We start from the raw sequence: 23,500 nt of genomic DNA, 5'->3' as shown, positions 1-23,500 counted from the left end.
ATTATAGCAGACGAAATGGGCAGTGGGCAGGATGAACTCGGTCCCGCTGGCCGCCACGGCGGGCGGCAATGCAGATCTTGTAGCAGCGAAATCCAGCCTCAGGGCGAATCAGGCTCGGCCCAGCGCTCTCTGACTTCGAGAATGGCCGGCAGTTCCTGCAGGAACAGCTCGGCAAGGGTAGGGTCAAAATGTTTGCCGGCTTCGCTGCGTATGAGCTCGACTGCTTTCTCGACCGGCCAGGCATCTTTGTAGGGGCGTTTGGTGACCAGGGCATCAAACACGTCGGCAATCGCTACAATCCGCGCTTCGATGGGAATGGCTTCACCCTGCAGGCCTTCAGGGTAGCCGCTGCCATCCCATTTTTCGTGATGATACAACGCGATGCGGCGGGCCGTCTGCAACAAGTCGGTGGACTGGTCGCCGATGATGTGGGCACCAATGGCCGGGTGTTGCTGCATTACCTGCCATTCTTCGGCGTCAAGCTTGCCTGGTTTGGCCAGAATGGCATCGGGAATGCCGATCTTGCCGATGTCATGCATGGGGGCAGCGTGCAGAATTTCTTCCTGTGCGGCTTCACTGAATCCTGCCGCACGCGCCAGAATGCGCGAATAATGACTCATGCGGATCACGTGCAGGCCGGTCTCATTGTCTTTGTATTCGGCTGCCAGGCCCAGTCGCTGCACAATCTGCAGACGGGTTTCGCGCAGCTCGTCCATGTGCACCAGCGAAAGATGGGTGCGCACACGAGCGCGGACGATGGCCGGGCTGACCGGCTTGGTGATGTAATCCACGCCACCGCAGTCAAATCCTTTTGACTCATCAGATTCTTCACTGAGGGCGGTCACAAAGATCACCGGAATGTGTTGCGTCTGGCTTTGCTGCTTCAATTGTTTGCAGGTATCAAAACCGGTCAGGCCTGGCATCATGACGTCGAGCAGTATCAGGTCGGGCCGCTCTGATGCGGCCAGCTCCAGCGCCTTGTGACCGTCCCGGGCGAACAGCAGACGATAGTTTTTGTGCAGGATTTCCCGCAGCACCTGCAAATTGACAGGTTCGTCATCGACAATTAACACAGTAGGTTTGGTATTAGACAGTTCAGTCATGTTCGTCTAAATGCTCCTGAACAACGGACTGCAGCAAGGCGCTGGCGGATTCAAAATCAAATTCATCCAGAGCGACATTCAACCGCACGCGCTGGTTTTCTGCAAGCATTTGCCTTACATCACTGACAAGTGCATCTGGTACTTCACCGCGCTGTAAGGCATCGATCAGTCGCTCAATGGTGGCGATATCGATTGTTGTTGCGTTAGCGGCTGCTGGATCCGTCTTTGTGACATCCGATTCGGTGTCAGTGATCTGGTGCGCCACGGCGTCCAGTTCCTTTTCAATGACGTCAACGCTACTCGCGTCGATACTGGATTGTTGACAGTTCTGTTCCAGGTCATTGCAGGCGTTTGCCAGTCGCTCCAGGCCCAGGTTGGCGGCACTGCCTTTGGCCTTGTGCAGCAGTGTGATCATTTTGTCAGTGTCGTTGGCGTTGGCCAGTTTGTGCAGCATGTCGGTCAGTGCTTTGTGTTTGCTGATAAAGGCAGACAATGCGTTGTCCAGGCTTTGTTTGCTGCCCCAGCGGCGCAATGCCACTGCTTCATTAAAAACCATAGAGCCGGTTTTGACATTTCGCTCGGTGTTTTCAGGCTCGGGTACGGGTGTTGCGCCAAGTTCTACGTTTATCCCCGACTCGGTAACCAGGTGGTTGATTTCACGGTTCAACGCCTGCCATTCCAGGGGTTTGGTGGCAAACCCGTTCATGCCGGCATCGCGTGCTGATTGCCGGTCGCGATCCATGACGCTGGCGGTCAGTGCAATCACGGGGGTGGCGGGCCGTTGATGTTGTTGCTCGTATTGGCGGATCGCCCGGGTGGCCTGCAGACCATCCATGACGGGCATCTGCACATCCATCAGGATGACGTCATAGGTGGCCTGCTTGAATAGCGCCACAGCCTGTTCCCCATTTTCTGCCGTGTCCACCTGATGACCGTTTTTTCTCAACGTCAGTTGCAATAACTCCAGGTTTTCCGGAACGTCGTCCACCGCCAGTACACGCAGTCTGCCAGTGATCCTGGTGGTGATCACGGAGTGATCAGCAGCAGCCTTCGCAGCAGGCAAGGGCAGGCGCACTGTGAACGTAGAACCCACGTCCAATGTGCTGTCTATTTCAATGTCGCCGCCCATCAGCTTGGCCAGTTGCATGGCGATGCTGGTGCCAAGTCCGGTGCCGCCAAAACGTCGACTCATGCTGGCGTCCGCCTGGGAAAAGGGCTCAAATATTGTGTCGATGCGGTCCGGTGCAATGCCGATACCTTCATCAATGACAGCAATGATCAGTTGCTCATTGTCATCGCGGGAAACGTCCAGTTGTACCGTGCCGGACTCAGTGAACTTGACTGCGTTGGACATCAGATTAAGCAGTATCTGACTGAGTCGGAACGGGTCTCCCAGATACAGGTCCTGGTCGGGCCTGAAGTTCAATTGCAGTGAAATACCTTTGGCAGTGGCTTGAAGCTGCAGCACTTCGATTGTTTCGTCGCACAGCGATCGCAGGGAGAACGGCACCTGTTCCAGTTCGATGGCGCCCCGGTCCAGTTTGGCTGAGTCCAGAATGTCATTCAACAGCCGTAGCAGCGAGCGTGCTGAGCGATGGATGGTACGGCTGTGCCGGTACTGAGTCTCATCCATGGGCGTGTCCAGCAACAGCTCGCTGAAACCAATGATGGCATTCATGGGAGTGCGAATCTCGTGGCTCATGTTGGCCAGGAACGCGCTTTTGATATCGGCCGCTTTCTCCGCCTCTTCCTTGGCGCTTTTCAGCGAGTCCTCCAGGAGTTTGCGTTTGGTAATGTCAGTGACAAAACCAACAAACAGCGGCTTGTTGTTGATGGTAGTTTCGCCCACGCCCAGGCGAATGGGAAACTGCGAACCATCCTTGCGCAGAGCCATCACTTCACGACCTGTGCCAATAATACGGGCTTCGCTTGAGCGTAAATAATTGTGCAAATACTGATCATGTTCGTTTCTGAAAGGGTCCGGCATCAGTATGCGCACATTGCGTCCGATTACCTCGGCAGCAGTCCAGCCGAACAATGTTTCGGCGGCGGGATTATAGGATTGAATGAGGCCCTGATCATCAAGCGTAATGATGCCATCTACGGCGGTGTCCAGAATGGCGCGCACTCGCACTTCGCTATTGCGAACCTGCCTGTGCAGGTCGCGGTAACGAACGGCACCATTACTGGCGGCGACCAAGAGTGTCAGCGCGAGTACGGTAAAGCCAATACCAAAAGCCAGCAGCGTGTTGGCATCGGTCATTTGCAGCTGAGCCTGCTCGGTTGCCACAAACTGCGCCGCGGCCATGCCCGTGTAATGCATGCTGGCAATGGCGCCGCCCATGCCGGTGCCAGCCAGGATCAATGAGATACTGGTGCTCAGATTAAGCGCCCGGCGCACGCCATAGTGTATCCACAAGGCAAACATGGCCATGCCGATGGCTACCAGAATGGAGATGGCAAAACGCAGTGGGTCGTAATACAGTGTGGCATCCATTTGCATGGCGAACATGCCGGTGTAGTGCATGACACCGATGCCGGCGCCAACGGACACACCGCCCAGGGCAATGCGCAACAGCGTCAGCTTTGGAGCGGACAGAATGCGTAAGGCGATAACCGATGCCAGCAAGGCAGGGAGCACCGAAGCCATGGTTAACAGCGGGTCGTAGCTGACGGTTAATGGCAGTTGAAACGACAGCATGCCAATAAAATGCATCGCCCAGATGCCGCCGGCCAGAGTGCCGGCACCTGAATACAACGCGATATCGCGTCCTGCTCTGGAAGGAGCTGAACGCGCCAGCGTTGACAGTTGCAGGGCAAAAATCGACGCAAGTACTGCAATCAGAATCGACAACAGCATGAGGCCGAGTTGATGGTGCCCCTCGAGCAATCGCGATTGCTGATCCGAAGGCATTAAAAAAAGGGCAAACAAACGACAGCTCCAGCAGGTCAGGGTTATGATTGCGGGGGTACTTTAGAGTATATCGTGCGGAGGGGCGAGTACTTTAATCAGCGTCGCAGATGACCTGCTTTTAACTGGGCCGGGCCGCGTGACAGGCCATGTGCTGAATGACTCCCGGTTTCTGGCAGGCCAGCTTGCAGATACAGTAATCATAGGCGCGCGCACTGGGGTCCAGCTCGGCAGCTTCATCGATAGCCGCAGCCATATCTGCCTGTGCGGCCTGTTGGGTCAGATAAGGACCCGAGATATTGACCTGAAGGGTGGGCTCGTCAGGGTCAGTGGCGACGATATAGAAATTTTCGAGATTCATTAAATACAACGCGCTGTCTTTCAACAAGAGAACGGCAAAGTAGCCAGTTTATTTCTGCCGATTGCGAAAACAATCAGTAACAATAATGGCGGCATATTATCCTCCTTTCTTTAGCGTTCGCATAGCCTTTGTTGCATAAAAAGCGCGATAATCCTTTGTTCTGATGCGTCAGCCTGTTAAAACGCTTGGGTCCGATCAGCTCTCGCAACAACCCCGGCACTCAACATCGGTTCCAACAAAAAAAGGTTCACTGTGTATAAGATCAGTATCATCATCCCGGTATTGAATGAAGCTGACACGCTGCGCCAGCAATTGCCTGGACTGCAACACCTGCGCGAGGCAGGGCACCAGCTCATTATGGTGGACGGTGGCAGTACGGATGACAGCGTTGCGGTGGCGCAGGGTCTGGTTGACCTCGCTCTACATTCCGAGCCCGGCCGTGCGCGGCAGATGAATGCCGGTGCGTTGCACGCGACAGGTGACATTCTGCTGTTCTTGCACATAGATACCGTTTTGCCGCAGCGGGCAGCCGATCTTGTCAGCACGGCGCTAAAAGGTTCCGAGCATTGCTGGGGCCGTTTTGATGTGCGCCTGGATGGTCGCCAGGCAGCCTTTCGTGTGATTGCCCGGGCGATGAATCTGCGTTCGCGATTGACGGCAGTTGCCACTGGCGACCAGGCAATTTTTGTTGACCGCGCTGTCTTCACGCAAATGGGTGGTTATCCAGACGTGCCGCTGATGGAAGATGTCATGATCAGCAAGGCGCTGCGAAAACAGTCGCGACCTGCCTGTGTTGCGGAGCCGGTAGTCTGCTCCAGCCGACGCTGGCAGCAGCATGGCATCATTGCTACCACCTGGCTGATGTGGCGATTGCGACTGGCGTTCTTCTGTGGGGCTAGCCCGACCAGTCTGCACGCACGTTATTATCCGGGACACGCAAATGGACCAGAGAATCCGGGAAACCCGGCGCATTTCCGTTACCCGCAGGCTCGCATACTGTTTTTTGCCAAGGCCCCGATTGCGGGACAGGTGAAAACTCGTTTGCAGCCGCTATTGGGGGAAGCGGGTGCGTTGGCGCTGCATCAAAAATTGATTCGTTTTGGCTGGCAGCAACTGGCACAGGCTGCGCTGGCGCCGATGCAGCTTTGGGTGTCGGCCCATGGGAAAGGTGGCGAAGAGAAGTTTTTTGCAACAATGGCCGATGGTTTGAATCTTCAGTACCAGTCAGGTCGTGACCTGGGCGAGCGAATGCATAACGCTACCGTAAACGCGTTGCGTGACGCGGATTACGTGGTTGTGGTAGGTGCGGATTGTCCCTCGGTTGATGCCGTTTATGTGGAACAGGCGCTGACGCTTCTGGCAGCAGGCGAGTCGGTCGTGTTGGGGCCGGCGGAAGACGGCGGTTATGTGCTGATTGGCCTGCGCTCGCCGACGGCACCGGTGTTCCGTGACATCGACTGGGGTCAGTCGTGTGTCATGCAGCAGACCCGTGAGCGATTACAGGCAGCCGGTATCAGCTGGCGTGAATTGGCGGAAAAATGGGACGTCGACCGCCCGGAAGACCTGGTGCGGCTTGATTCCCTGCCAGGTTGGCGGTAATGATTCGACTCAGGCGATACTCTCGCGCTGCAGCTGTGTCACAAAGCGATTGACGGCAACCTGGTCGGCACGGTTCATGTCGCCGAAACGAAAGCCAAGTGTGGTCTGATTACGCTCCTGTTGGTATTCAGCGTAGACCGCCTCAACTGGACAGCTCAGGTCATGGTCAATCAATGGTAGCGATATCACCAGGGCAAACTCCTCCAGCATGGCAGGGGCCGGCTCAACCTTGCCATCAACCTGCAGCCGGAAACCGGTTGCAGACATATTCAGGATGCGGCCTTTGATGCCTTCAGGATGTTTCTTGTTAGTACAGGAGGACGCCACCATCAGGGTACCGGGCACCCAGGCGCGAAAGGCATCGCGACGTTGCAGGTACAACAGGCGTTCGGGGAATTTGATTTCGTAATACAGCCCGTCTGAGTCTTTCCTGACCTTCTCAACAACCAGGTCTTTTGCGTGTACGCGAATACCATTGATTGACGCCCGCAGACTGAAGGGAGTGCCGGCTTGTGCCTGTTTATGCGCCTCGCGGGGAGTGAATTCGTCCAGATGAAAGGAGCGGCTTTTTAATTCGACGCCCAGCACAAGTGAGTTGTACATCTTGCCATTGCCGCTGAACTGGATGCTGATGCCGGAGCGATCAGCCTGCAGCGTGCGCAGAACACTGAAGATATCACCGGCAGAGGTATAATAACGTTCATTATTGAAGTTCGTTGCCATGTGAGTCGCCAACCTGTGAGGAGCAACAAAAAGATCAGGCGCTGCCCAGGTCCCTTTGTTCACTGCTGCCTGTTTTGTTGCCGTGGCTGGTATAAAGCCCTGAAAGTGTTGCCGGCCCGCGAAGTATACTGAGCGCTCTTTCGGTGTTCAAACGGCTGCGATGTACGATGATGCTGTTGGTCTCACTAAGCTCACGACAGTGCTGAAGACGCGACTCAATGCCTTCCAGCAACACCGTGAACTCATTTTCGCCACCTTTGCCCAAGATGCGTTTCAGGTTCTGCAGATTGGTTTGGGCAGCGGGTACGCCGGCCTGAGTGAGTAGCTGGCGTCGAGTATGGTCATTGCGTTCAATTTGCGCGAGCACGCTTTGCTTTTGCGTCAGCAGCGCGTTGAGTTTGTCCAGATCGCGCTGCTCCAGGCAAGTTTTTTCGGACGCCAGCAAATCCGCCAGCGTGTCCAGCTGCAATCGATCATTTTCAAGTATCTGTTGCAGGCCCTGATCGCTCATTCAGCCAATTGTCCGTTGCGCGCGCTGTAGCATCGTTACAGGCTGCGCTCGAAGGCCAGCATCTTGTCAGCAACGCGCTGGCTGTTGACGGCGTATTCACCGGCGTTTACCTGGTCGCGAATCGCATTTACGCGTGACACATCGGTGTCGGGTAGCTGCTTGATGCTGGTTTCAAGGGACTGCAGGTCAGCCGCACGGCTGCTGATGGACACAGCATCGGGCTGGCTGTTTCCGGCTTCGCCCTGGCTGCCAACATTGCTATTGCCGACACCGTTGCCACTACCAGGCTGAGTCCCCGTTTGCCGAACGGTTCCGCGATTGTCTGTTGCTGTCGATGTATTGCTAATAGTAGGAATACTCATAGTCTGCTACCTTGACTCGTAGACTTTTTGGGTTGAATAACCAACAAAACGGTTAGTGTCTGCGCCCGCAAAGTCATAAGTGTTTAACCTTCTATCCGATTTAACGGCCCGCAACGTAGTAACTTTAGTGCCATTTGAGCAAAAAACAGCTAAAACTTGCAAAAATTATCAAAAAGCAGACGCTGATTCCGTCCGTTGGCGACAAAATTCTGTCATATTTTCCTGGCGAGGCCTGTTTCAGAATATGACCTGTGCTTCGCCAGCACCCGTCACAACTGCCTGCACCACACGATTCGAGTTGTTATTTCGCACCGGTATCTGCTTTCCCGCCTCGCCTGCCTGAAGCGCAGTGCCCGTGCCTCGTATGGCAATGCTACCACGCTCTGCTACAAGTACAACTGTGTCGCCGCGCTTGACCAGTGTCGGTGCCTCCAGCAGATCAACATTCAGCACCGTATCGGCGCTGACGGCGCGCCGCACTGCCTGTCCTACGGCCACTTCCGGGTCCCTGATGACCTGTCCACGCAGGGAGCTGATGTCGTGCTCACGCAGGCTCAGGTCGCCGGCGCTCACGATGCTGCCCCGGGCCAGCGCGCGACTACTGATTACCACATCCTGGAAAATGCGCACGCTGGCGGCTACATGCCGGGTCCAGGGGCTGTCGTCGCGACACTCAAGGCGCACCGTGACGCGCCCGCCATTGGCATTGTGCTGGTTCAGACTGGCACTCAGTGGTTCCTGGCAAACCGGTATCTGTAATCTGGGGTCCAGGCTTGCGACGTCAATTTCCACCCGTCCTGGTTCCTGCGCATAGGCATCCTGCAATTCAGACAGTGCTGCCTGCCGCATCTGTTCGTGGCCACTGATGCCTGTCTGCGCGTCAGCAGCGGGCACGCCCAGTCGGGTCACGAACATGATTGCCAGTATTGCCAACATCCGGATTACCGTTGTGGCTGTGACAGGTGGTTTTTGATCGCTGATTGCATGCATTCGTCAATTATCCGGCGTTTGGCGTGTTTTTTCAGTGTTTTTACTGAGTCGACATCGATTTCTACTGTGATAAAGCAATTAATGTGCCGCATTAGTGAAATTAAATAGCTAAACGGGCTTATGAAACTGCGTTTTTGGACGACAACTGTAGCCAATGTCAGAGTTTTTATACCGCGACAAACCTAATTGAACCTGAAGGCTATTTGAACCGGCAGTCCGGAAGATCTGGAAACCGGAACACCTTAAACCTGAAGACCCTGGAAATAGGAGGCTGCAATGGCCGGCGTGCTGGACAGCGTAAATCAACGAACACAACTGGTAGGGCAGAACCGGCTGGAGCTGCTCATGTTCCGCCTCAATGGCAGCCAGATGTATGGTATCAATGTCTTTAAGGTGAAAGAGGTCCTGCCATGTCCTCCACTCAGCGTAATACCGCACAGCAGCCGGGTGGTTCGTGGTGTCGCCTACATTCGGGGGCGTACCATTACCGTGCTGGACTTGAGTATTGCCATGGGCAGTAACGCCCTGCGTGATGAAGGCAAGGGATTCATCATCATTGCCGAATACAATAACTCGGTGCAGGGTTTTCTGGTGCGGGGCGTGGAGCGTATTGTCAACATGAACTGGGAGGCGATTCATTCACCGCCCAAAGGTTCAGGGCGCACGCACTACCTGACCGCGGTGACAGAAGTAGACAAGAAGCTGGTGGAAATTCTGGATGTTGAACGAATTCTGGCAGAAGTGGCACCGGCACCGATGGCGCTCAGCGATAGCTACACCAGTGAAACGGTGCGCGAAGAAGCTATCAATACAGTCCTTATCGTTGATGATTCCAGCGTTGCGCGCACACAGATCAGGCGTTGCTGCGAAGCTATTGGCCTCAATACCGTCGTGCTGAATGACGGCAAGCAGGCGTTCAACCATCTGAAAGCCATGGCTGAAGCTGGTGAGGATCCTACAGACAAATATATTCTGGTGATTTCGGATATCGAGATGCCAGAGATGGATGGCTACACATTGACAGCTTCGATCAAGAACGACCCTCGCCTGAGTGGATTGCATGTTATGTTGCATACGTCTCTGAGTGGCGTGTTCAACCAGGCCATGGTAGAAAAAGTAGGTGCGGATGATTTTCTGGCCAAATTCCACCCGGATGAACTGGCTCAGCGCGTACTGAAACAACTTGAGCAGCGTCAGGCTTCTGCGTAAGCGACTGATCTGAGTAAACTATGGTTGATGAACAACAGTTTGCACTGGAGGACTACCAGGTCTTCCGGACTTTCCTGAATCAGGCCTGTGGTATTGTCCTGGGAGACAATAAACAGTATCTGGTGGCAAACCGTATCCGCCGTATTCTGGAAGAACACCAGCTAACAACCTTGAGTGCGCTGGTTAGCAGGATCAATCAGCGTTCGATACCAGGATTGCGGGAAAAAGTTATTGATGCGATGACCACCAATGAAACATTCTGGTTTCGCGACAATGCACCCTTTGAAACCCTGCGTGACGTCATTCTGCCGCGGCTGATACTGGAAGAAAAACGCAGCAGTCTGCGTATCTGGTCGGCTGCGTGCTCCTCCGGCCAGGAACCCTATTCCATCAGCATGATTTTTGAAGAGTTCAAAGCCAGAAATCCGGGCGTGTTCATGCGTGACCCGGAGATCATCGGCACTGATATCTCGACTTCGATGCTGAATAACGCCAGGCAAGCGGAATACGATGGACTCAGCGTCAGCCGGGGCCTGACTGATGCGCGTCGACGCATGTTTTTTGATGAGTTGCCGCAAGGCCGTTTTCGCCTGAAGCAGAGCATCACCCAGCGAGTCAGTTTCAGACCGCTTAATCTGCAGGACACTTACGGCAGTCTGGGTCGTTTCGATGTGATTTTCTGCCGCAATGTACTGATCTACTTTGCTGCCGATTTCAAGGCCGATATTCTGCGCCGCATGCGCAACAGTCTGAACCCGGGCTCCTATGTTATTCTGGGGGCATCGGAGTCGCTGCCGGCGGCTATCAGTGAGCTGTACAAGATGGAGCGGTTAAGTGCCCACACCAGTGTTTACCGCACCTGAGTGTTGAAACTACCTGCGTTGCCACTACGTCGTTAAAAGCCTGCTTAAAATGCTCATTTACTATTCGTAAACTCCGCTTTCGCGCAGGCTGTTGCCTCGTATTGGCTGCCTCCGCTACGTTTCTCCGGGCCGGTGGGACGGCAAGTGCTGCCGGCCGCGGGCGGCAAAAGCAGGTCAAATCTTCAGGCAATCCCTTGCCGCCGGCCTTTGTTTTATAACCTAACTCTTTGAAAAATAGTCATATTAATTCATGGCACGGGTCTTGCTATTTCTTGCTGAATCGAATCGGCAACGTTAACAGCAGGTAATCACCGATGGCCATAAACTTCGCAAACGCACTGGGTGTTCACGAACATGCCCTCACGCTGCGGACCCAGCGCACAAGCATGCTGGCAAGCAATATCGCAAACGCTGACACGCCCGGATACAAGGCCCGTGATATGGACTTTGGCAGTGTGCTGGCGCAGGCCACCTCCGGTCGCAGTGATGTTGCCATGCAGCAGACCCACACCCGCCATATTACGGGCATGCCGGGGCTGAATGATCCGTCAGCGCTGTATCGCGTGCCATCACAGCCTTCGGTTGACGGCAATACCGTCGACGAGCAGATCGAAAATGCGGCGTTCGCCCGCAACGCGCTGGAGCATCAGGCCAGCTTCCAATTTCTCAACGGCAAGTTCACGGGCATGATCAAAGCCCTGAAAGGAGAGTAAGCATGAGCCTGATGGGAGTGTTTGATATCGCCGGTTCCGGCATGAGCGCCCAGTCCCTGCGACTGAATACCACCGCCAGTAACATGGCCAATGCCAACAGCGCAGCGAGCAGTGTTGAACAGACCTATCGCGCGCGTCATCCGGTGTTCATGCCGGTCATGAATGCGGCGATGCAGGACGCCTTTGCCGATCCGGCACATGGCAATGCATCCACCAGCGTTCGTGTGGCGGGTATTGTGGAAGACTCACGGCCGCTGCAACCGCGCTACGAACCAGGCAATCCGATGGCAAACGAAGAAGGGTACGTTTTTTACCCTAACGTCGACATCGTGGAAGAAATGACCAATATGATTTCATCGTCACGGGCGTTCCAGCTTAATGTGGATGTCATGTCAGCAGCCAGAACCATGATGCAGCGTGTACTGACGCTGGGTCAGGGTTGAGCGGCATCAGGAGTATAGAGCATGGAAATTAACAACAACACCGCATTATCCAGAGTGCTGACCGAATACGCGCCGGCTCAGGAGAAGAAAGAGAATAACAACGAGCTGGGTCGTGATGCCTTCCTGAAACTGCTGGTTGCCCAGCTGGAGAACCAGGATCCGACCAAACCGGAAGAGAACGGTGAGTTCATTGCGCAACTGGCGCAGTTCTCCCAGCTTGAAGAAACCCAGAAAATGGGCGGCAACTTCCAGCAGTTCGCGTCTGCATTCCAGTCGACACAACACCTGCAGGCGACCTCTCTGGTCGGGCGTCCGGTTCATGTGGAATCTGATTTCAGTCCATTGGGAGAAAGCGGTGCGATCAGTGTGCTGGCAGATTTTGACAGCGCTGTGCAGTCAGCGTCCCTGACCGTCTATAACAAGGGCGGCGAAATTGTCGACAGTTTTGAACTGGGACAACAGCCAGAGGGCAAACAGGAGTTTATCTGGACAGGAATGAATGCCAACGATGAACGTTTCCCGCCCGGTAACTACTATTTTGAAGTATCAGCATCCAGCGGCGGTGAGTCCAGCTCAATTCCGACTTACCTGAGCGCCAATGTCAACAGCGTCACGATTGAAGCCAGTGGTGGCCTGACCTTGAACCTGGCCGGTATCGGCAAGGTTGCAATGGATGACATCATCCAGATTAATTAACAACACAACATTCAAAATCAAACAATTTCAGATTAACGAGGTGTCACCATGAGTTTTATTATCGGTTTGAGTGCGCTCAATGCAGCGCAGCAGGAAATCAGCGTTACAGGTAACAACATTTCCAACTCCAGTACCACGGGCTTTAAGTCGTCGCGTACTGTTTTTGGCGACGTTTACGCGGCATCAGTGCTGGGCGGTGGTGGCACGCAGGCCGGTAGCGGTGTCACGCTGCAGGAAATCAAACAGAATTTTAACCAGGGCAATATCAGTTTCACCAACAGTACACTGGATATGGCGATTAACGGTGAAGGCTTTTTCGTGTTGAGTGGTGAATCAGGTGTCAGTTACACACGGGCAGGTGCCTTTGGTACTGACCGAAACGGCTTTATTGTGACCGGCTCTGGCGAACGTCTGCAGGGCTTTTCACCGTCACCAACCGGGCAGCCAACTGGCGGCGGCCCGCTGGAAGATCTGCGCGTGACCACCGGTGAGATTCCACCGCGTGCTACCACTACCGTGTCATCTGTGATCAACCTGGACGCCAGTGCACAGCCTTCCGCGCTGGTTGGCACCACCATCACCAGTAACAATGGTCGCTCTGCAGCGCCTGTTGCGATAGCGGCCGGGGATGCATTGGAGAACGGATATGAAGCCAACTCGATCAGTGTGGTTGGTAGCGATAATGTGACGCGTCTGGTTGATGTTGCCGAGCATTCATCGGCTAACGCGGTCGCGCAGCAGTTCTCCGCAGTTAACGGTGTCACAGCACGCGCAACCAGTGTTGCTTACCTGACTAACTTTAACGCCGGCCCTGTCAACTTCAATATTGGTGGGCTTAACTTTACTGGTGACTTTACTGCCCCAGCGGTGGTGGCTGACGAACTGCAGGCTCTGGCTGATGCTGTTAATGCGACCGTCACCAACGTCAGCGCGCGTGTTGTTGGTGGTACAGACCTGGAAGTGACCCATAATACCGGGGCAGATCTGCGCTTCCATGGCGGAGCAACCGGTGCAGGTACGTTTGATGTTTATGGGTCTGACTACGACAGCACCGATGAGGAATACACACGATCCCCGGATGGGCCTGTGAGCGTCGATACCACAACCGGTGACTCAGTACTGGTCGGCGGTATCGTGAACTTCACGCTGGAAGAAAATGTCACGTTTGCAGCGGCTACGGCAGACAGTGATGGCAATGCCATTGACCAGGCCGTAGTGACCGGAAGTATCTTTGGTGATATCAGCGCGGAAGACGCACTTGATGGTATTCCGTTTTCGACCAATCAGTTTGATCCGACCAATCCGGACACCTACTATCGTTCGACCGCTGTGACCATTTATGACTCCTTGGGTAACCAGCACTCCCTGACCAAATATTTTGTCAAAGAGCGCCCGGATGAAACCGGCAGCAATAACCTGTGGAGTGTTTACCTGCAGGTCGATAATCGCAACATTGGTTATGATCCCAACTCCACCGATGGTGAGCCGGTGCTGGCGCGTTTTGACCTGCGCTTTGACAACAACGGTATTTATGACCCCAACCAGACACCCATTCAGATCACCAACTGGACGCCGGTCGATAACCTGGGCCGTCAGCAGGGTGCCGGTCCGATTCCAGGTGACCCCAACGTGGCCGAGCAATTGACCAACTCCAACTTTACCATTGACCTGAGCGCATTGACTCAATTTGGTGGTGATTTCTCGGTACAGTCAAACAACCAGGATGGTTTTGCCAAAGGTCAGTTGACCGGTCTGGAAATCAACGACCGTGGTCTGGTGTCAGCCCGTTTCTCTAACGGTCAGTCACGTGCTCTTGGCGAGGTGGCGCTGGCCAACTTCTCAAACCCGGCCGGACTGTCGAACCTGGGTGGCACCAAATTTGGTGAAACCAGTGAATCGGGTACGGCGTCAGTGTCGGGTGCCGGCACCGCAGGTCTGGGTGCCATCCAGTCCGGCGCGCTTGAGGACTCCAATGTTGACCTGCCGGCACAACTGGTACAGCTGATCATTTCGCAGCGTAACTATCAGGCGGCTGCCCAGGTGATCTCGGCGCAGGACACTGCGACCCAGACCATCATCAACCTGTAATCACTAACATGACAGTGGGGCAGGCGTCATAACCTGCCCGCGGATCGGGGCTCATCATGGACAAGGCAATTTACATCAGCATGACCGGCGCATCGCAGACCATGCGTGCGCAGACCATTCATGCGCATAACATGGCCAACGCCGGTACCACAGGCTTTCGGGCTGACCTGGAACAGGCGCGCTCCATGCAGGCGTTTGGCCCTGGCATGCCGTCACGTGTGTTCAGCATGGCAGAGAACCCTGCCAGTGACTTTAGCCCGGGCGCGCTGCAGCAAACTGCCAACGCGCTGGATATTGCTGTTCAGGGCGAGGGCTGGATTGCAGTGCAGGCACCCGATGGTTCGGAAGCCTACACGCGTGCGGGCGATATGTCGGTGAGCCCGTTCGGTGAACTGCTGACCGGCAGCGGCTTGCCGGTTCTCGGCAACAATGGTCCCGTGGCATTGCCACCGTATGAGTCTGTCTCTATCGGCAACGATGGCACCGTGTCAATTCGTGAGCTGGGGCAGGGGGCCGAAGTGCTGGCGTCGATCGATCGCATCAAGCTGGTTAATCCGGGCAATGAGCAGCTGGTTAAAGGCGGTGACGGCCTGTTTCGTCGTGCTGATGGCACGGATTCCGTGGCTGATGCCGAGGTGACGGTGGTATCCGGCTACCTGGAAAGCAGTAACGTGAACGTGGTTGATGCCATGGTTGAAATGATCAACCTGGCTCGCAGTTATGAAATGAATGTCAAACTCATGCAGACCGTGCAACAGAATTCCGAAGCATCGGCACGGCTTTTGCAAATACAGTAATCAGATAAGTGACGAACCCGTTGGGGAGTTAACAATATGCACTCAGCTCTTTATGTATCACAGACCGGTCTGGCCGCTCAGGATAAACGCCTGACCGCGATTTCCAACAACCTGGCGAACGTGGCAACCAACGGTTTCAAACGTGATCGTGTTGTGTTTGAAGATCTGCTGTATCAGATCCAGCGTCAGCCCGGTGCCAATTCCACCCAGAATACCGAATTGCCTTCAGGCTTGCAGTTGGGTACCGGTGTTCGGGTTGTCGGCACACAAAAAATACACACCCAGGGCGCGCTGCAGAATACCGGTGAGCCGTTGGACGCTGCAATCAATGGCCGTGGTTTCTTTGAAGTGCAGATGCCCGATGGCAGTACCTCGTTTACCCGTGATGGTCAGTTTCACCTGAGCGCTGACGGTGAACTGGTCACCGCGTCCGGTATGCTGATCAATCCGGGTCTGACCGTACCACAGGGTGCGCAATCACTGACCATCGGCACCGACGGCGTGGTAACAGCTGCATTGCCGGGTCAGTCACAGCCGGTCAATATCGGCAACCTGACGCTGGTGGACTTTGTTAACCCGGCCGGTTTGCAGGCATTGGGTGGCAATCTGTACGCCGAAACGGTGTCCAGCGGTAATCCGCAACAGTCTGCACCGGGAACCAATGGTCTCGGTCTGATCGTGCAGGGCTCGCTGGAAAATTCCAATGTTGAAGTGGTGGAAGAACTGGTGGATATGATCACTACCCAGCGCGCCTATGAAATGAACTCGCGTGTCATCTCCAGTGCTGACCAGATGTTGCAGTTCGTCACCCAGAACCTGTAATCGGAACCTGAAGACAGTCGCCGTAAGTAACCCAAAATGAGGAAAGGTGTGATGCGAAAACAACAACTGATTCAGGCCCTGATTCTGCTGCCCGTGCTGGTTGTGACCGCCTGTGCCTCGCGCTACCCGGCGCCGCCAAGCCCTGATGATCCGCGCTATGCACCGGTGTCTTCCTGGCAGCAGGCTCCGGAACGAACAGCCAACGGTGCCATTTACCATCAGGCAACCGCAGTCAACCTGTATCAACGTCGGGCCCACCGGGTGGGCGATGTACTGACCATCAATCTCAATGAGGCGACCAGCGCCACCAAGTCATCGGGCACGTCCTTCAGTCGCGACAGCTCGGCAAATGTCGGTGATTCGACGCTACTGGGCAATGTCTTTGATACCACCACATCGGTGGGCGGCGGCTCTGACTTTGACGGTTCCGCCAACAGCGACCAAAGCAATCAGTTGTTGGGCAATATTACCGTCACGGTTACCGATGTGCTGCCCAACGGCCTGCTGGAAGTGCGCGGTGAGAAGTGGCTGCAGATCAACCGCGGCAGCGAATTCATACGCATCAGCGGGCTGGTGCGCACGGCTGACATTGCACCGGACAACACCATTGCGTCAACGCGAGTTGCCGACGTGAGAATTGCCTACAGCGGCACCGGCACGCTGGCTGACAGCAATGAGCCGGGTGCATTGAGCAAGTTTTTTGTCAGTCGCTGGTGGCCACTATAAAGCTCTGGCCGGGCGACTGACCACGCACAACATCAATATTTTACACCTGTCGGTAACACAGAATTGAGGCACACCATGTTTAATCAACAACGCAAACAGATCAAAAAGTCTATTGTTGCCAGTATCCTGGTTGCGATGCAGTTGTTGATGTTGGTGGCCCCGGCGCACGCGGATCGGGTCAAGGACATTGCCACGTTGAACGGTGTGCAGTCGAACCAGTTGACCGGCGTTGGCCTGGTTACTGGTCTGGACGGCTCTGGCGACCAGACCACGCAGGCACCGTTTACCGCTGAATCGTTCGCTGCCTACCTCGACCAGTTTGGCATTCCCATGCCCGCCGGACAGACTTTTCAGTTGCGTAATGTCGCCATTGTGTCAGTGCAGGCAGAAATGCCGGCGTTCACCAAGCCCGGTCAGAATATTGATATCACGGTGTCGTCTCTGGCCAATGCCGCGAGTCTGCGTGGGGGTACGCTGGAGCGCACACTGCTCACCGGTATTGATGGCGAAGTGTATGCCATTGCTCAGGGCAATCTGGTGGTGGGTGGCCTGGGTGTCCAGGGCGCTGATGGTTCCAGCATTACCATCAATATTCCCAGCGTCGGGCGTATTCCTGGTGGTGCTCAGACCGTGCGCGAAGTATTGACCGGGTTTAATGTTGGCGATCACATTACCTTTAACCTGAAGCGTGCCGATTTCACCTCGGCGCGTCGACTGTCAAAAGCCATCAATGACTTCATGGGTGCCGGTACTGCCGAAGCCGTGGATGCGGTTTCTGTCAAGGTGCGGGCACCGGCTGACCCGCAGGCGCGGGTTGCTTATGTATCCGAACTGGAGAATATTCAGATTCAGCAGGGCGAAGCGTCTGCCAGGGTCATTGTCAATTCTCGCACCGGGACCATTGTCATCGGCGAACATGTCCGGGTATCTCCGGCTGCGATAACCCACGGCAGTCTGAGTGTGACTATTTCGGAAAGTTTTGGTGTCAGCCAGCCGGCCCCGTTTTCAGACGGAGAAACCGTGGTAGTGCCGCAGACCAATATCAATGTCACTGAAGAGGACAGCCGCATGTTTCTGTTTGATGCTGGCACCACGCTTTCAGATATTGTGCAGGCGATCAATGCAGTGGGGGCGGCGCCGGGTGATCTGGCCGCCATTCTTGAGGCCCTGAAACAGTCCGGCGCCCTGCGCGCTGACCTGATTGTGATCTGAGGATTGGTCATGACCATCAGCATGCAAGATGCATCTGTTTACACCAATGTGGGTGGTTTGAATGCCATCAGCCAGCTGGGGCGTGAGAATTCGCCCGAGGCTTTGCGTGAAGTGGCCAAGCAGTTTGAGTCCATGTTTATCAATATCATGCTGAAAGGCATGCGTGCAGGGGAAGAAGCGCTGTTCTCCGAGAATTATCTGCGCAGCAACGAAACCAAATTCCATCAGGAAAGTTTTGATAACCAGATAAGCCTGGAGATTGCCAACGCAGGCGGTGTCGGTCTGGCCGACACGCTGCACCGGCAGTTGATGCAGCGTTATGAACCGGCAGCGGTCGACGGTCGTGAGCTGGACCGTACACTGAACAATGATCGTCGTTACCCCGGTTCGGCGCGCCAGGTGGTGCCGACATCGATCATGCCTGAACTGTCTGCAGACTCGCGTAGCAAACCGGAAATGGCGCCGGTCAGTCACGAATTTGAGTCACCTGACGCATTTGTTCAGCAATTGTTGCCGATTGCCGAATCAGTTGCCCCTGAATTGGGCGTTGATCCACGCGTGATGATCGCGCAATCGGCGCTGGAAACCGGTTGGGGCCAGAAAATGATTTCGGGTGCTGATGGCAAACCCAGCTATAACCTGTTTGGTATCAAGGCCGGCGACAGCTGGCAGGGTGATCGGGTCAGTGTCAGCACGCTGGAATTCCGCGACGGTGCCATGCAACGTGAGCAGGCCAGCTTCAGAGCCTACGGTTCGTTTGAAGAAAGCTTCCGGGACTACGTTGATCTGCTTCGCTCGCAGCCGCGCTATGCGCCCGCCTTGCAGCATGCCACGAACGCTGATGCGTTTGGCCAGCATTTGCAGGATGCCGGCTATGCGACTGATCCACACTATGCCGACAAGATCAGTCGCGTTTTGCGCAGCCCTGCGCTGGAATCCGGACAGGGAGTGAACTGAGATGAGCAACCTGATCAACACCGCGATCAGCGGCATTCGCCTGAATCAGACAGCCCTGTCGGTCACCGGTAACAATATCGTTAACGCCAACACCGAAGGCTATAGCCGCCAGTCGGTATCGCAGTCGACCACGATTTCAACACGCACCGCTGCCGGCTATCTTGGTACCGGTGTGCAGGTCAATGACATATACCGCAACACCGAAAAACATCTGGTCGACCAGGTGGTTCAGGATATCGGTGCGCTCAGCGACTACGATACCTACCTGTTCAATATCTCGCAGACCAATAACCTGCTGGCCTCGGAACAGACCAGCCTGGCGAATGCCATGAATGGTTATTTTGATGCGCTGAATGAAGCCGTCAATGACCCCGGTTCGCTGCTGGGCAGACAGCTGTTGATGTCCCAGACCCAGCAGATGGTGTCCAGTTTTGAAGGCGTGGAATCTCGGTTGCTGGAACAGAACCTGTCGGTCAATAAACAGATGCAGGCGGCCGCTGGCACAGTCACCTCGCTGGGTCAGCAGATTGCTGAGCTGAACCAGGTGATTGCCGATGCTCAGGGCGGTGGCACAGGTCAGAGTCCGAACGATCTGCTGGATGAGCGCGATACATTGGTTCGCGAATTGTCACAGTATGTCAATGTCAGCACCATCGATCGCGAAGACGGCGGCATGGACGTGTTTATTGGCCAGAACCAGCCGCTGGTGGTGGGGGCTGAAACCCAGAAGCTGATCGCAGGGCCGGGCAACCAGGACTCCAGTCGGTATGAGCTGTTCTTCAGCAAAGGTAACTCTCTGCAAAACATTACCCGGCAGATGGCCGGTGGCGAGCTGGGCGGGCTGGTGCGTTTCCGCAACGAAGCACTGGACCCTGCGCTGAATTCGCTGGGGCGTATCGGGCTGGCCATTACGGATGGCATAAACCAGCAGAACAAACTGGGCATGGATCTTGAGGGCAGTCTCGGCGGTGGTGTGTTCGCCGACATCAATAAGGCTGACGTTGCCAGCGAACGGGTTCGGGCCGACAGCCGCAACTCACCGCCTTATAACAAAGACATGAGTATCACCATTGACGATCTGGCCGCTTTGACGACCAGTGACTACGAACTGACCTTTCCGGGGCCTGGCGGACAACAATACAACATTGTGCGTAAATCCGATGGCGAAGTCATGGAAAAGGGCATGTTGAGCGAAGCCCGCCCACAAGAGATCAGTATCGACGGCTTTACGCTGCATATAGATGAAGGCACGTTCACGGCCGGCGATCGTTTTCTGTTGCAACCGACCCGAACGGGTGTGGGCCAGATGCAAATGCAGATTACACGGTCGGAGGAATTCGCTTTTGCCTCGCCGCTACGCATCGATACGGCCAGTGGTAACCAGGGTGGTGCCGAGCTTCTCAGCTCTCAGGTGATCAGTACGGATACGGCGTTTTTTGCCAAAAATGGCAGTTTCAGTCCGCCGCTGGGCATTCGCTTTACGTCGGCCACAACCTACGATGTGCTGGACTACTCCAACCCGGCCAATCCTGTCCAGCTGGATCCGCCGTTGAGAAACCTGCCGTTTGTGCCCGGTTCCCAGAACCCGCTGTTACCGACCGATCCCGATGGCACCACTGTCAGTACCGACACCGCCGTCGCTGGTCTGTTGCAATTGGCATCGACCAACAATGGTTATCCGGGTGAGGTCATTACTCTGGAAACCACTGATCCTGACACCGGTTTTATTAAACAGCAAAGCGTCACGGCTGCTGCCGGCGAAGAGGCTTCAGTCACTGCCCGCAGATTGTCTGCGCTCAGCGGTGTCAGTGCCACCGCCTATACCCAGACCAGCCTGCAGGATTTTACCGCAGGTGGGCCCGGTGAAGCCCTGCAGCTGACATTGAATGGCGTGGATATTACCGACCCCGACTTCGTGCTGCCCGGCGAATCGGTGGCGCAGGACGTGCCAGTTCCATTGACCGCTGATTTTCTGCGCGACCGTATCAACGGTAATCCGGACCTCGCTGCACTGGGCATTACTGCAAAAAGTGATGGCGTTAAACTCAGCGTGTTTGCCAACACCGGTATCGACCTGAACTTCAGTGTCGATGGCGGTGGCTCGCTGACGGTGGGAGACGGGGCTGATCTGATCACGGCACCATTGCCGGCAGATCCGGCAGTGGACTTTACCGTGGGCGGCAAAATGGACGTGCAACTGGCGGCCAATACCGAATTGAGCTCTGATATCAGTACTGGACTGTTTGGTGCCTCGCCCACGGCACAGAAGAACTTTCTGGGCATACAGATCAGCATGACCAGCGGCAGCGGCCCGGATGGACAGCCCAAGGCGGGTGATACATTTACTGTCAGCTATAACAAGAATGGTTCGGCGGACAGTCGTAATGGTGCTGCCATGCTGGCACTGGGCAGCAAATCGGTGTTGTCTGAAGGTAATCTGACCTATCAGGAAGCATACGGTCAGCTGGCGGAGAAACTGGGCATACTGACCAGCCAGGCGCGTGTCAATCAAAGTGCCAGCGAGTCCATGTTGCGACAATCCATGGATGCCATGCAGTCGGTGTCTGGCGTCAACCTGGAGGAGGAAGCCGCGCGACTGATTCAACTGGAACAGCACTACAATGCATCTGCACGTCTGATCGGGTTGGCACGGGATCTTTTCGATACCCTGCTTAATATGTAATTGCCGAGGTGATCTCTAAATGACTGTCAGATTATCAACCAGCCAGATTTACAACCGCGGCCTTAATGCCATGCTGGACGTGCAAAAAGCGGCCAATCGTACTCAGGAACAGCTGTCGACTGGCAAGAAAGTTTTGTCCCCGGCGGATGATCCGATCGCGGCTGCGCGTATCCTGCAGCTCAAACAGGAAAAAGCCAATACCAACCAGTTCAACAATAGTCTGTCTACGTTGAACAATCGTCTGCAGCGTGAAGAGACTGCGATCGCCGGCATCAGTGATCAGATACAAAAAGCGCAGGAGCTGATTACCCAGTCGGGCAATGCCGCCCTCAACAAGGATCAACGTAATTTTATTGCGGTAGAGTTGCAGTCTCTGGTTGATGGCATGGCGCAGTTGATGAACAGCCGCGACGCCAGCGGTGAGTATCTGTTTTCCGGGTATCAGGGTAAAACCCAGCCTTTTGAAAAAGGCGCCGATGGTCGTTATGCCTATCAGGGTGATGAAGGTCAGCGGTTTATTCAGGTGGGCCCGGTTACTTCAGTTGCGGCCAATGATTCTGGTTATGAAGTGTTCATGAATATTCCCGGCGTGGAGGCGGGCTTCAAAGCAAGCGCCAGCGACAGCAACACCGCGGTGCCGCCCGCCAAAATCGACGGCGCTGCCATTCGCAATCGTGAACAGTTTGAAAACTTTTACCCGGAAAGTGCCGTGATTGAATTCAATTCGGAAAATGATGTGTCACCACCCGGTGTCAATTTCAGCATCCGGCAGGTTTCCGATGGGCGCGTAATCAGCGAAAATATTCGATACGTTTCCGGCAATAATATTGAGTTTAACGGGTTGTCGGTTCGTATTCAGGGACAACCCGCTCCAGGTGACACCTTTATGGTGGAGTCCGATAACCGTAAAGGACTGCTTGCCGGTATCGAAGACTATATTCAGGTGCTGCAGCAGACCGGTAATTCAACCGCCGATCGTCAGACCCGGGATCAGGCGCTGGCCCGCACCATCACCAATCTGGATGGCGCTCAGGGCAAGTTGCTGGATACCCGGGCTGCTGTCGGTGCGCGCCTGAATCAGGTTGAGTCCGCAAAATCCAGCAATGATGATTTTGATCTGGTGATTGATACCGCTTTGTCGGAACTGGAAGACCTTGATTTTGCCAAAGCGATAAGTCAGTTGACTCAGGAGACCTTTGTGCTGGAAGCAGCACAGGCCAGTTTCAGTAAGGTCAGTAAGCTGTCGCTGTTTAATTACTTCTGACGTTGATTAGCTGTCTTTAAAAAAAATCCTGTTTTCCCCTAAAGAAACTATTTATCGGCCGATAGGTATTCCTTGACGCGATTTTTCATCAGCTGCAGGCGCTTTGATTCGGCACCCAGTTGATCACGGTTTTCTTTGACCATCGCCACAATAGTGCGGTCCTGTTCGCGAATGATTTTGATGTCTCGCTGAACAATGGGGATCAGGTCTTCCACCAGTGCTTCGCGAAAAAACTGATCAAGCAGTTGTTCGCGGCTTTCGTGCAGGTAATCCAGTTTTTCCCAGTCCTGGCGTTTGGCGCGTTGCAGTAACTGATCGGAATGAGACATGATTTCCTGCCATGCAGCGACTTGTCTGGCGCGCTCCTGATTCTGATCATGAGGCTGATCCGGTGGTGACATGAGTGATGCTCCTGGTAAGTTTCCAGCGTAAATCACTATAACCGTTAAGCAAAAAAAGTTCTAAAG

Annotated in this window: 22 protein-coding genes; 14 read left to right on the top strand and 8 right to left on the bottom strand. The window is 54.9% G+C overall.

The annotated features are described in order from the left end of the window. Positions 1–98: 98 nt before the first annotated feature. From PHACT_RS13610 to PHACT_RS13600, 3 genes are all read right to left on the bottom strand, one after another. On the bottom strand, positions 99–1,103 hold the full coding sequence (locus PHACT_RS13610) for an HD domain-containing phosphohydrolase (protein WP_070118820.1): 1,005 nt from the start codon (positions 1,101–1,103) through the stop codon (positions 99–101). After that, positions 1,096–4,035, bottom strand: coding sequence for an MHYT domain-containing protein (locus PHACT_RS13605; protein WP_070118819.1), 2,940 nt, complete (start codon positions 4,033–4,035; stop codon positions 1,096–1,098). The genes PHACT_RS13610 and PHACT_RS13605 overlap by 8 nt, the downstream gene beginning before the upstream one ends. 100 nt (positions 4,036–4,135) lie before the next feature. Next, entirely contained in the window at positions 4,136–4,375 is a 240-nt protein-coding gene (locus tag PHACT_RS13600) for a hypothetical protein (RefSeq protein ID WP_070118818.1), read from the bottom strand. A 252-nt stretch (positions 4,376–4,627) separates the two neighbouring features. On the opposite strand from PHACT_RS13600, the gene PHACT_RS16710 reads away from it, so the two are divergent. Beyond that, entirely contained in the window at positions 4,628–5,974 is a 1,347-nt protein-coding gene (locus tag PHACT_RS16710) for a TIGR04283 family arsenosugar biosynthesis glycosyltransferase (RefSeq protein WP_070118817.1), read from the top strand. A gap of 9 nt (positions 5,975–5,983) precedes the next feature. Here PHACT_RS16710 and PHACT_RS13590 read toward each other — a convergent pair whose 3' ends face one another. From PHACT_RS13590 to flgA, 4 genes are all read right to left on the bottom strand, one after another. After that, a complete protein-coding gene (locus PHACT_RS13590) occupies positions 5,984–6,697 on the bottom strand; it encodes a flagellar brake protein (protein WP_070118816.1) in 714 nt (237 codons plus the stop codon). 34 nt (positions 6,698–6,731) lie between these two features. Further along, complete coding sequence (locus tag PHACT_RS13585; protein WP_070118815.1) at positions 6,732–7,208, bottom strand: flagella synthesis protein FlgN; 477 nt, start codon at positions 7,206–7,208, stop codon at positions 6,732–6,734. A 35-nt stretch (positions 7,209–7,243) separates the two neighbouring features. Further along, complete coding sequence (gene flgM, locus PHACT_RS13580; RefSeq protein ID WP_070118814.1) at positions 7,244–7,570, bottom strand: flagellar biosynthesis anti-sigma factor FlgM; 327 nt, start codon at positions 7,568–7,570, stop codon at positions 7,244–7,246. A 237-nt stretch (positions 7,571–7,807) separates the two neighbouring features. Then, positions 7,808–8,560 carry a flagellar basal body P-ring formation chaperone FlgA gene (gene flgA / locus PHACT_RS13575; RefSeq protein WP_083264645.1) on the bottom strand — a complete coding sequence of 251 codons (753 nt, stop codon included), beginning with the start codon at positions 8,558–8,560 and terminating at the stop codon, positions 7,808–7,810. 276 nt (positions 8,561–8,836) lie between these two features. On the opposite strand from flgA, the gene PHACT_RS13570 reads away from it, so the two are divergent. From PHACT_RS13570 to flgL, 13 genes are all read left to right on the top strand, one after another. Then, positions 8,837–9,769: a chemotaxis protein CheV gene (locus PHACT_RS13570; RefSeq protein WP_070118813.1), complete on the top strand. Its 933-nt coding sequence runs from the start codon at positions 8,837–8,839 to the stop codon at positions 9,767–9,769. A gap of 20 nt (positions 9,770–9,789) precedes the next feature. Next, a complete protein-coding gene (locus tag PHACT_RS13565; protein WP_070118812.1) occupies positions 9,790–10,632 on the top strand; it encodes a CheR family methyltransferase in 843 nt (280 codons plus the stop codon). Positions 10,633–10,946: 314 nt separating this feature from the next. Next, a complete protein-coding gene (gene flgB, locus PHACT_RS13560) occupies positions 10,947–11,345 on the top strand; it encodes a flagellar basal body rod protein FlgB (protein ID WP_070118811.1) in 399 nt (132 codons plus the stop codon). A gap of 2 nt (positions 11,346–11,347) precedes the next feature. Continuing rightward, positions 11,348–11,788, top strand: coding sequence for a flagellar basal body rod protein FlgC (gene flgC, locus PHACT_RS13555; RefSeq protein WP_070118810.1), 441 nt, complete (start codon positions 11,348–11,350; stop codon positions 11,786–11,788). A gap of 21 nt (positions 11,789–11,809) precedes the next feature. Beyond that, the gene (locus PHACT_RS13550) at positions 11,810–12,484 is read left to right on the top strand and encodes a flagellar hook assembly protein FlgD (RefSeq protein ID WP_070118809.1); all 675 of its coding nucleotides are present in this window, start codon (positions 11,810–11,812) and stop codon (positions 12,482–12,484) included. Between the two features lie 48 nt (positions 12,485–12,532). Next, positions 12,533–14,572 (top strand): flagellar hook-basal body complex protein, encoded by a 2,040-nt coding sequence (locus tag PHACT_RS13545; RefSeq protein ID WP_070118808.1) that lies wholly within the window; start codon positions 12,533–12,535, stop codon positions 14,570–14,572. Positions 14,573–14,628: 56 nt separating this feature from the next. Continuing rightward, positions 14,629–15,369 (top strand): flagellar basal-body rod protein FlgF, encoded by a 741-nt coding sequence (gene flgF / locus PHACT_RS13540; RefSeq protein WP_070118807.1) that lies wholly within the window; start codon positions 14,629–14,631, stop codon positions 15,367–15,369. A 36-nt stretch (positions 15,370–15,405) separates the two neighbouring features. Beyond that, positions 15,406–16,191: a flagellar basal-body rod protein FlgG gene (gene flgG / locus PHACT_RS13535; protein ID WP_070118806.1), complete on the top strand. Its 786-nt coding sequence runs from the start codon at positions 15,406–15,408 to the stop codon at positions 16,189–16,191. A gap of 51 nt (positions 16,192–16,242) precedes the next feature. Then, on the top strand, positions 16,243–16,917 hold the full coding sequence (flgH, locus tag PHACT_RS13530; protein WP_070118805.1) for a flagellar basal body L-ring protein FlgH: 675 nt from the start codon (positions 16,243–16,245) through the stop codon (positions 16,915–16,917). Between the two features lie 75 nt (positions 16,918–16,992). After that, positions 16,993–18,129, top strand: coding sequence for a flagellar basal body P-ring protein FlgI (locus tag PHACT_RS13525; RefSeq protein ID WP_070118804.1), 1,137 nt, complete (start codon positions 16,993–16,995; stop codon positions 18,127–18,129). 21 nt (positions 18,130–18,150) lie between these two features. Continuing rightward, entirely contained in the window at positions 18,151–19,086 is a 936-nt protein-coding gene (flgJ, locus tag PHACT_RS13520) for a flagellar assembly peptidoglycan hydrolase FlgJ (protein WP_211284410.1), read from the top strand. Position 19,087: 1 nt separating this feature from the next. Next, a complete protein-coding gene (flgK, locus tag PHACT_RS13515) occupies positions 19,088–21,769 on the top strand; it encodes a flagellar hook-associated protein FlgK (RefSeq protein ID WP_070118802.1) in 2,682 nt (893 codons plus the stop codon). Between the two features lie 19 nt (positions 21,770–21,788). Then, positions 21,789–23,033 carry a flagellar hook-associated protein FlgL gene (gene flgL, locus PHACT_RS13510; protein WP_070118801.1) on the top strand — a complete coding sequence of 415 codons (1,245 nt, stop codon included), beginning with the start codon at positions 21,789–21,791 and terminating at the stop codon, positions 23,031–23,033. Positions 23,034–23,080: 47 nt separating this feature from the next. Here the strand turns inward: flgL and PHACT_RS13505 are convergent, their stop codons facing one another. Then, the gene (locus PHACT_RS13505) at positions 23,081–23,434 is read right to left on the bottom strand and encodes a hypothetical protein (protein WP_070118800.1); all 354 of its coding nucleotides are present in this window, start codon (positions 23,432–23,434) and stop codon (positions 23,081–23,083) included. Between the last annotated feature and the right edge of the window lie 66 nt (positions 23,435–23,500).

Origin of the sequence: Pseudohongiella acticola (genome assembly GCF_001758195.1) — a bacterium.
Lineage (GTDB): Bacteria > Pseudomonadota > Gammaproteobacteria > Pseudomonadales > Pseudohongiellaceae > Pseudohongiella > Pseudohongiella acticola.
The sequence above is the reverse complement of the archived record's forward strand: the minus strand, read 5'-3'. Positions and strand labels throughout refer to the sequence as shown.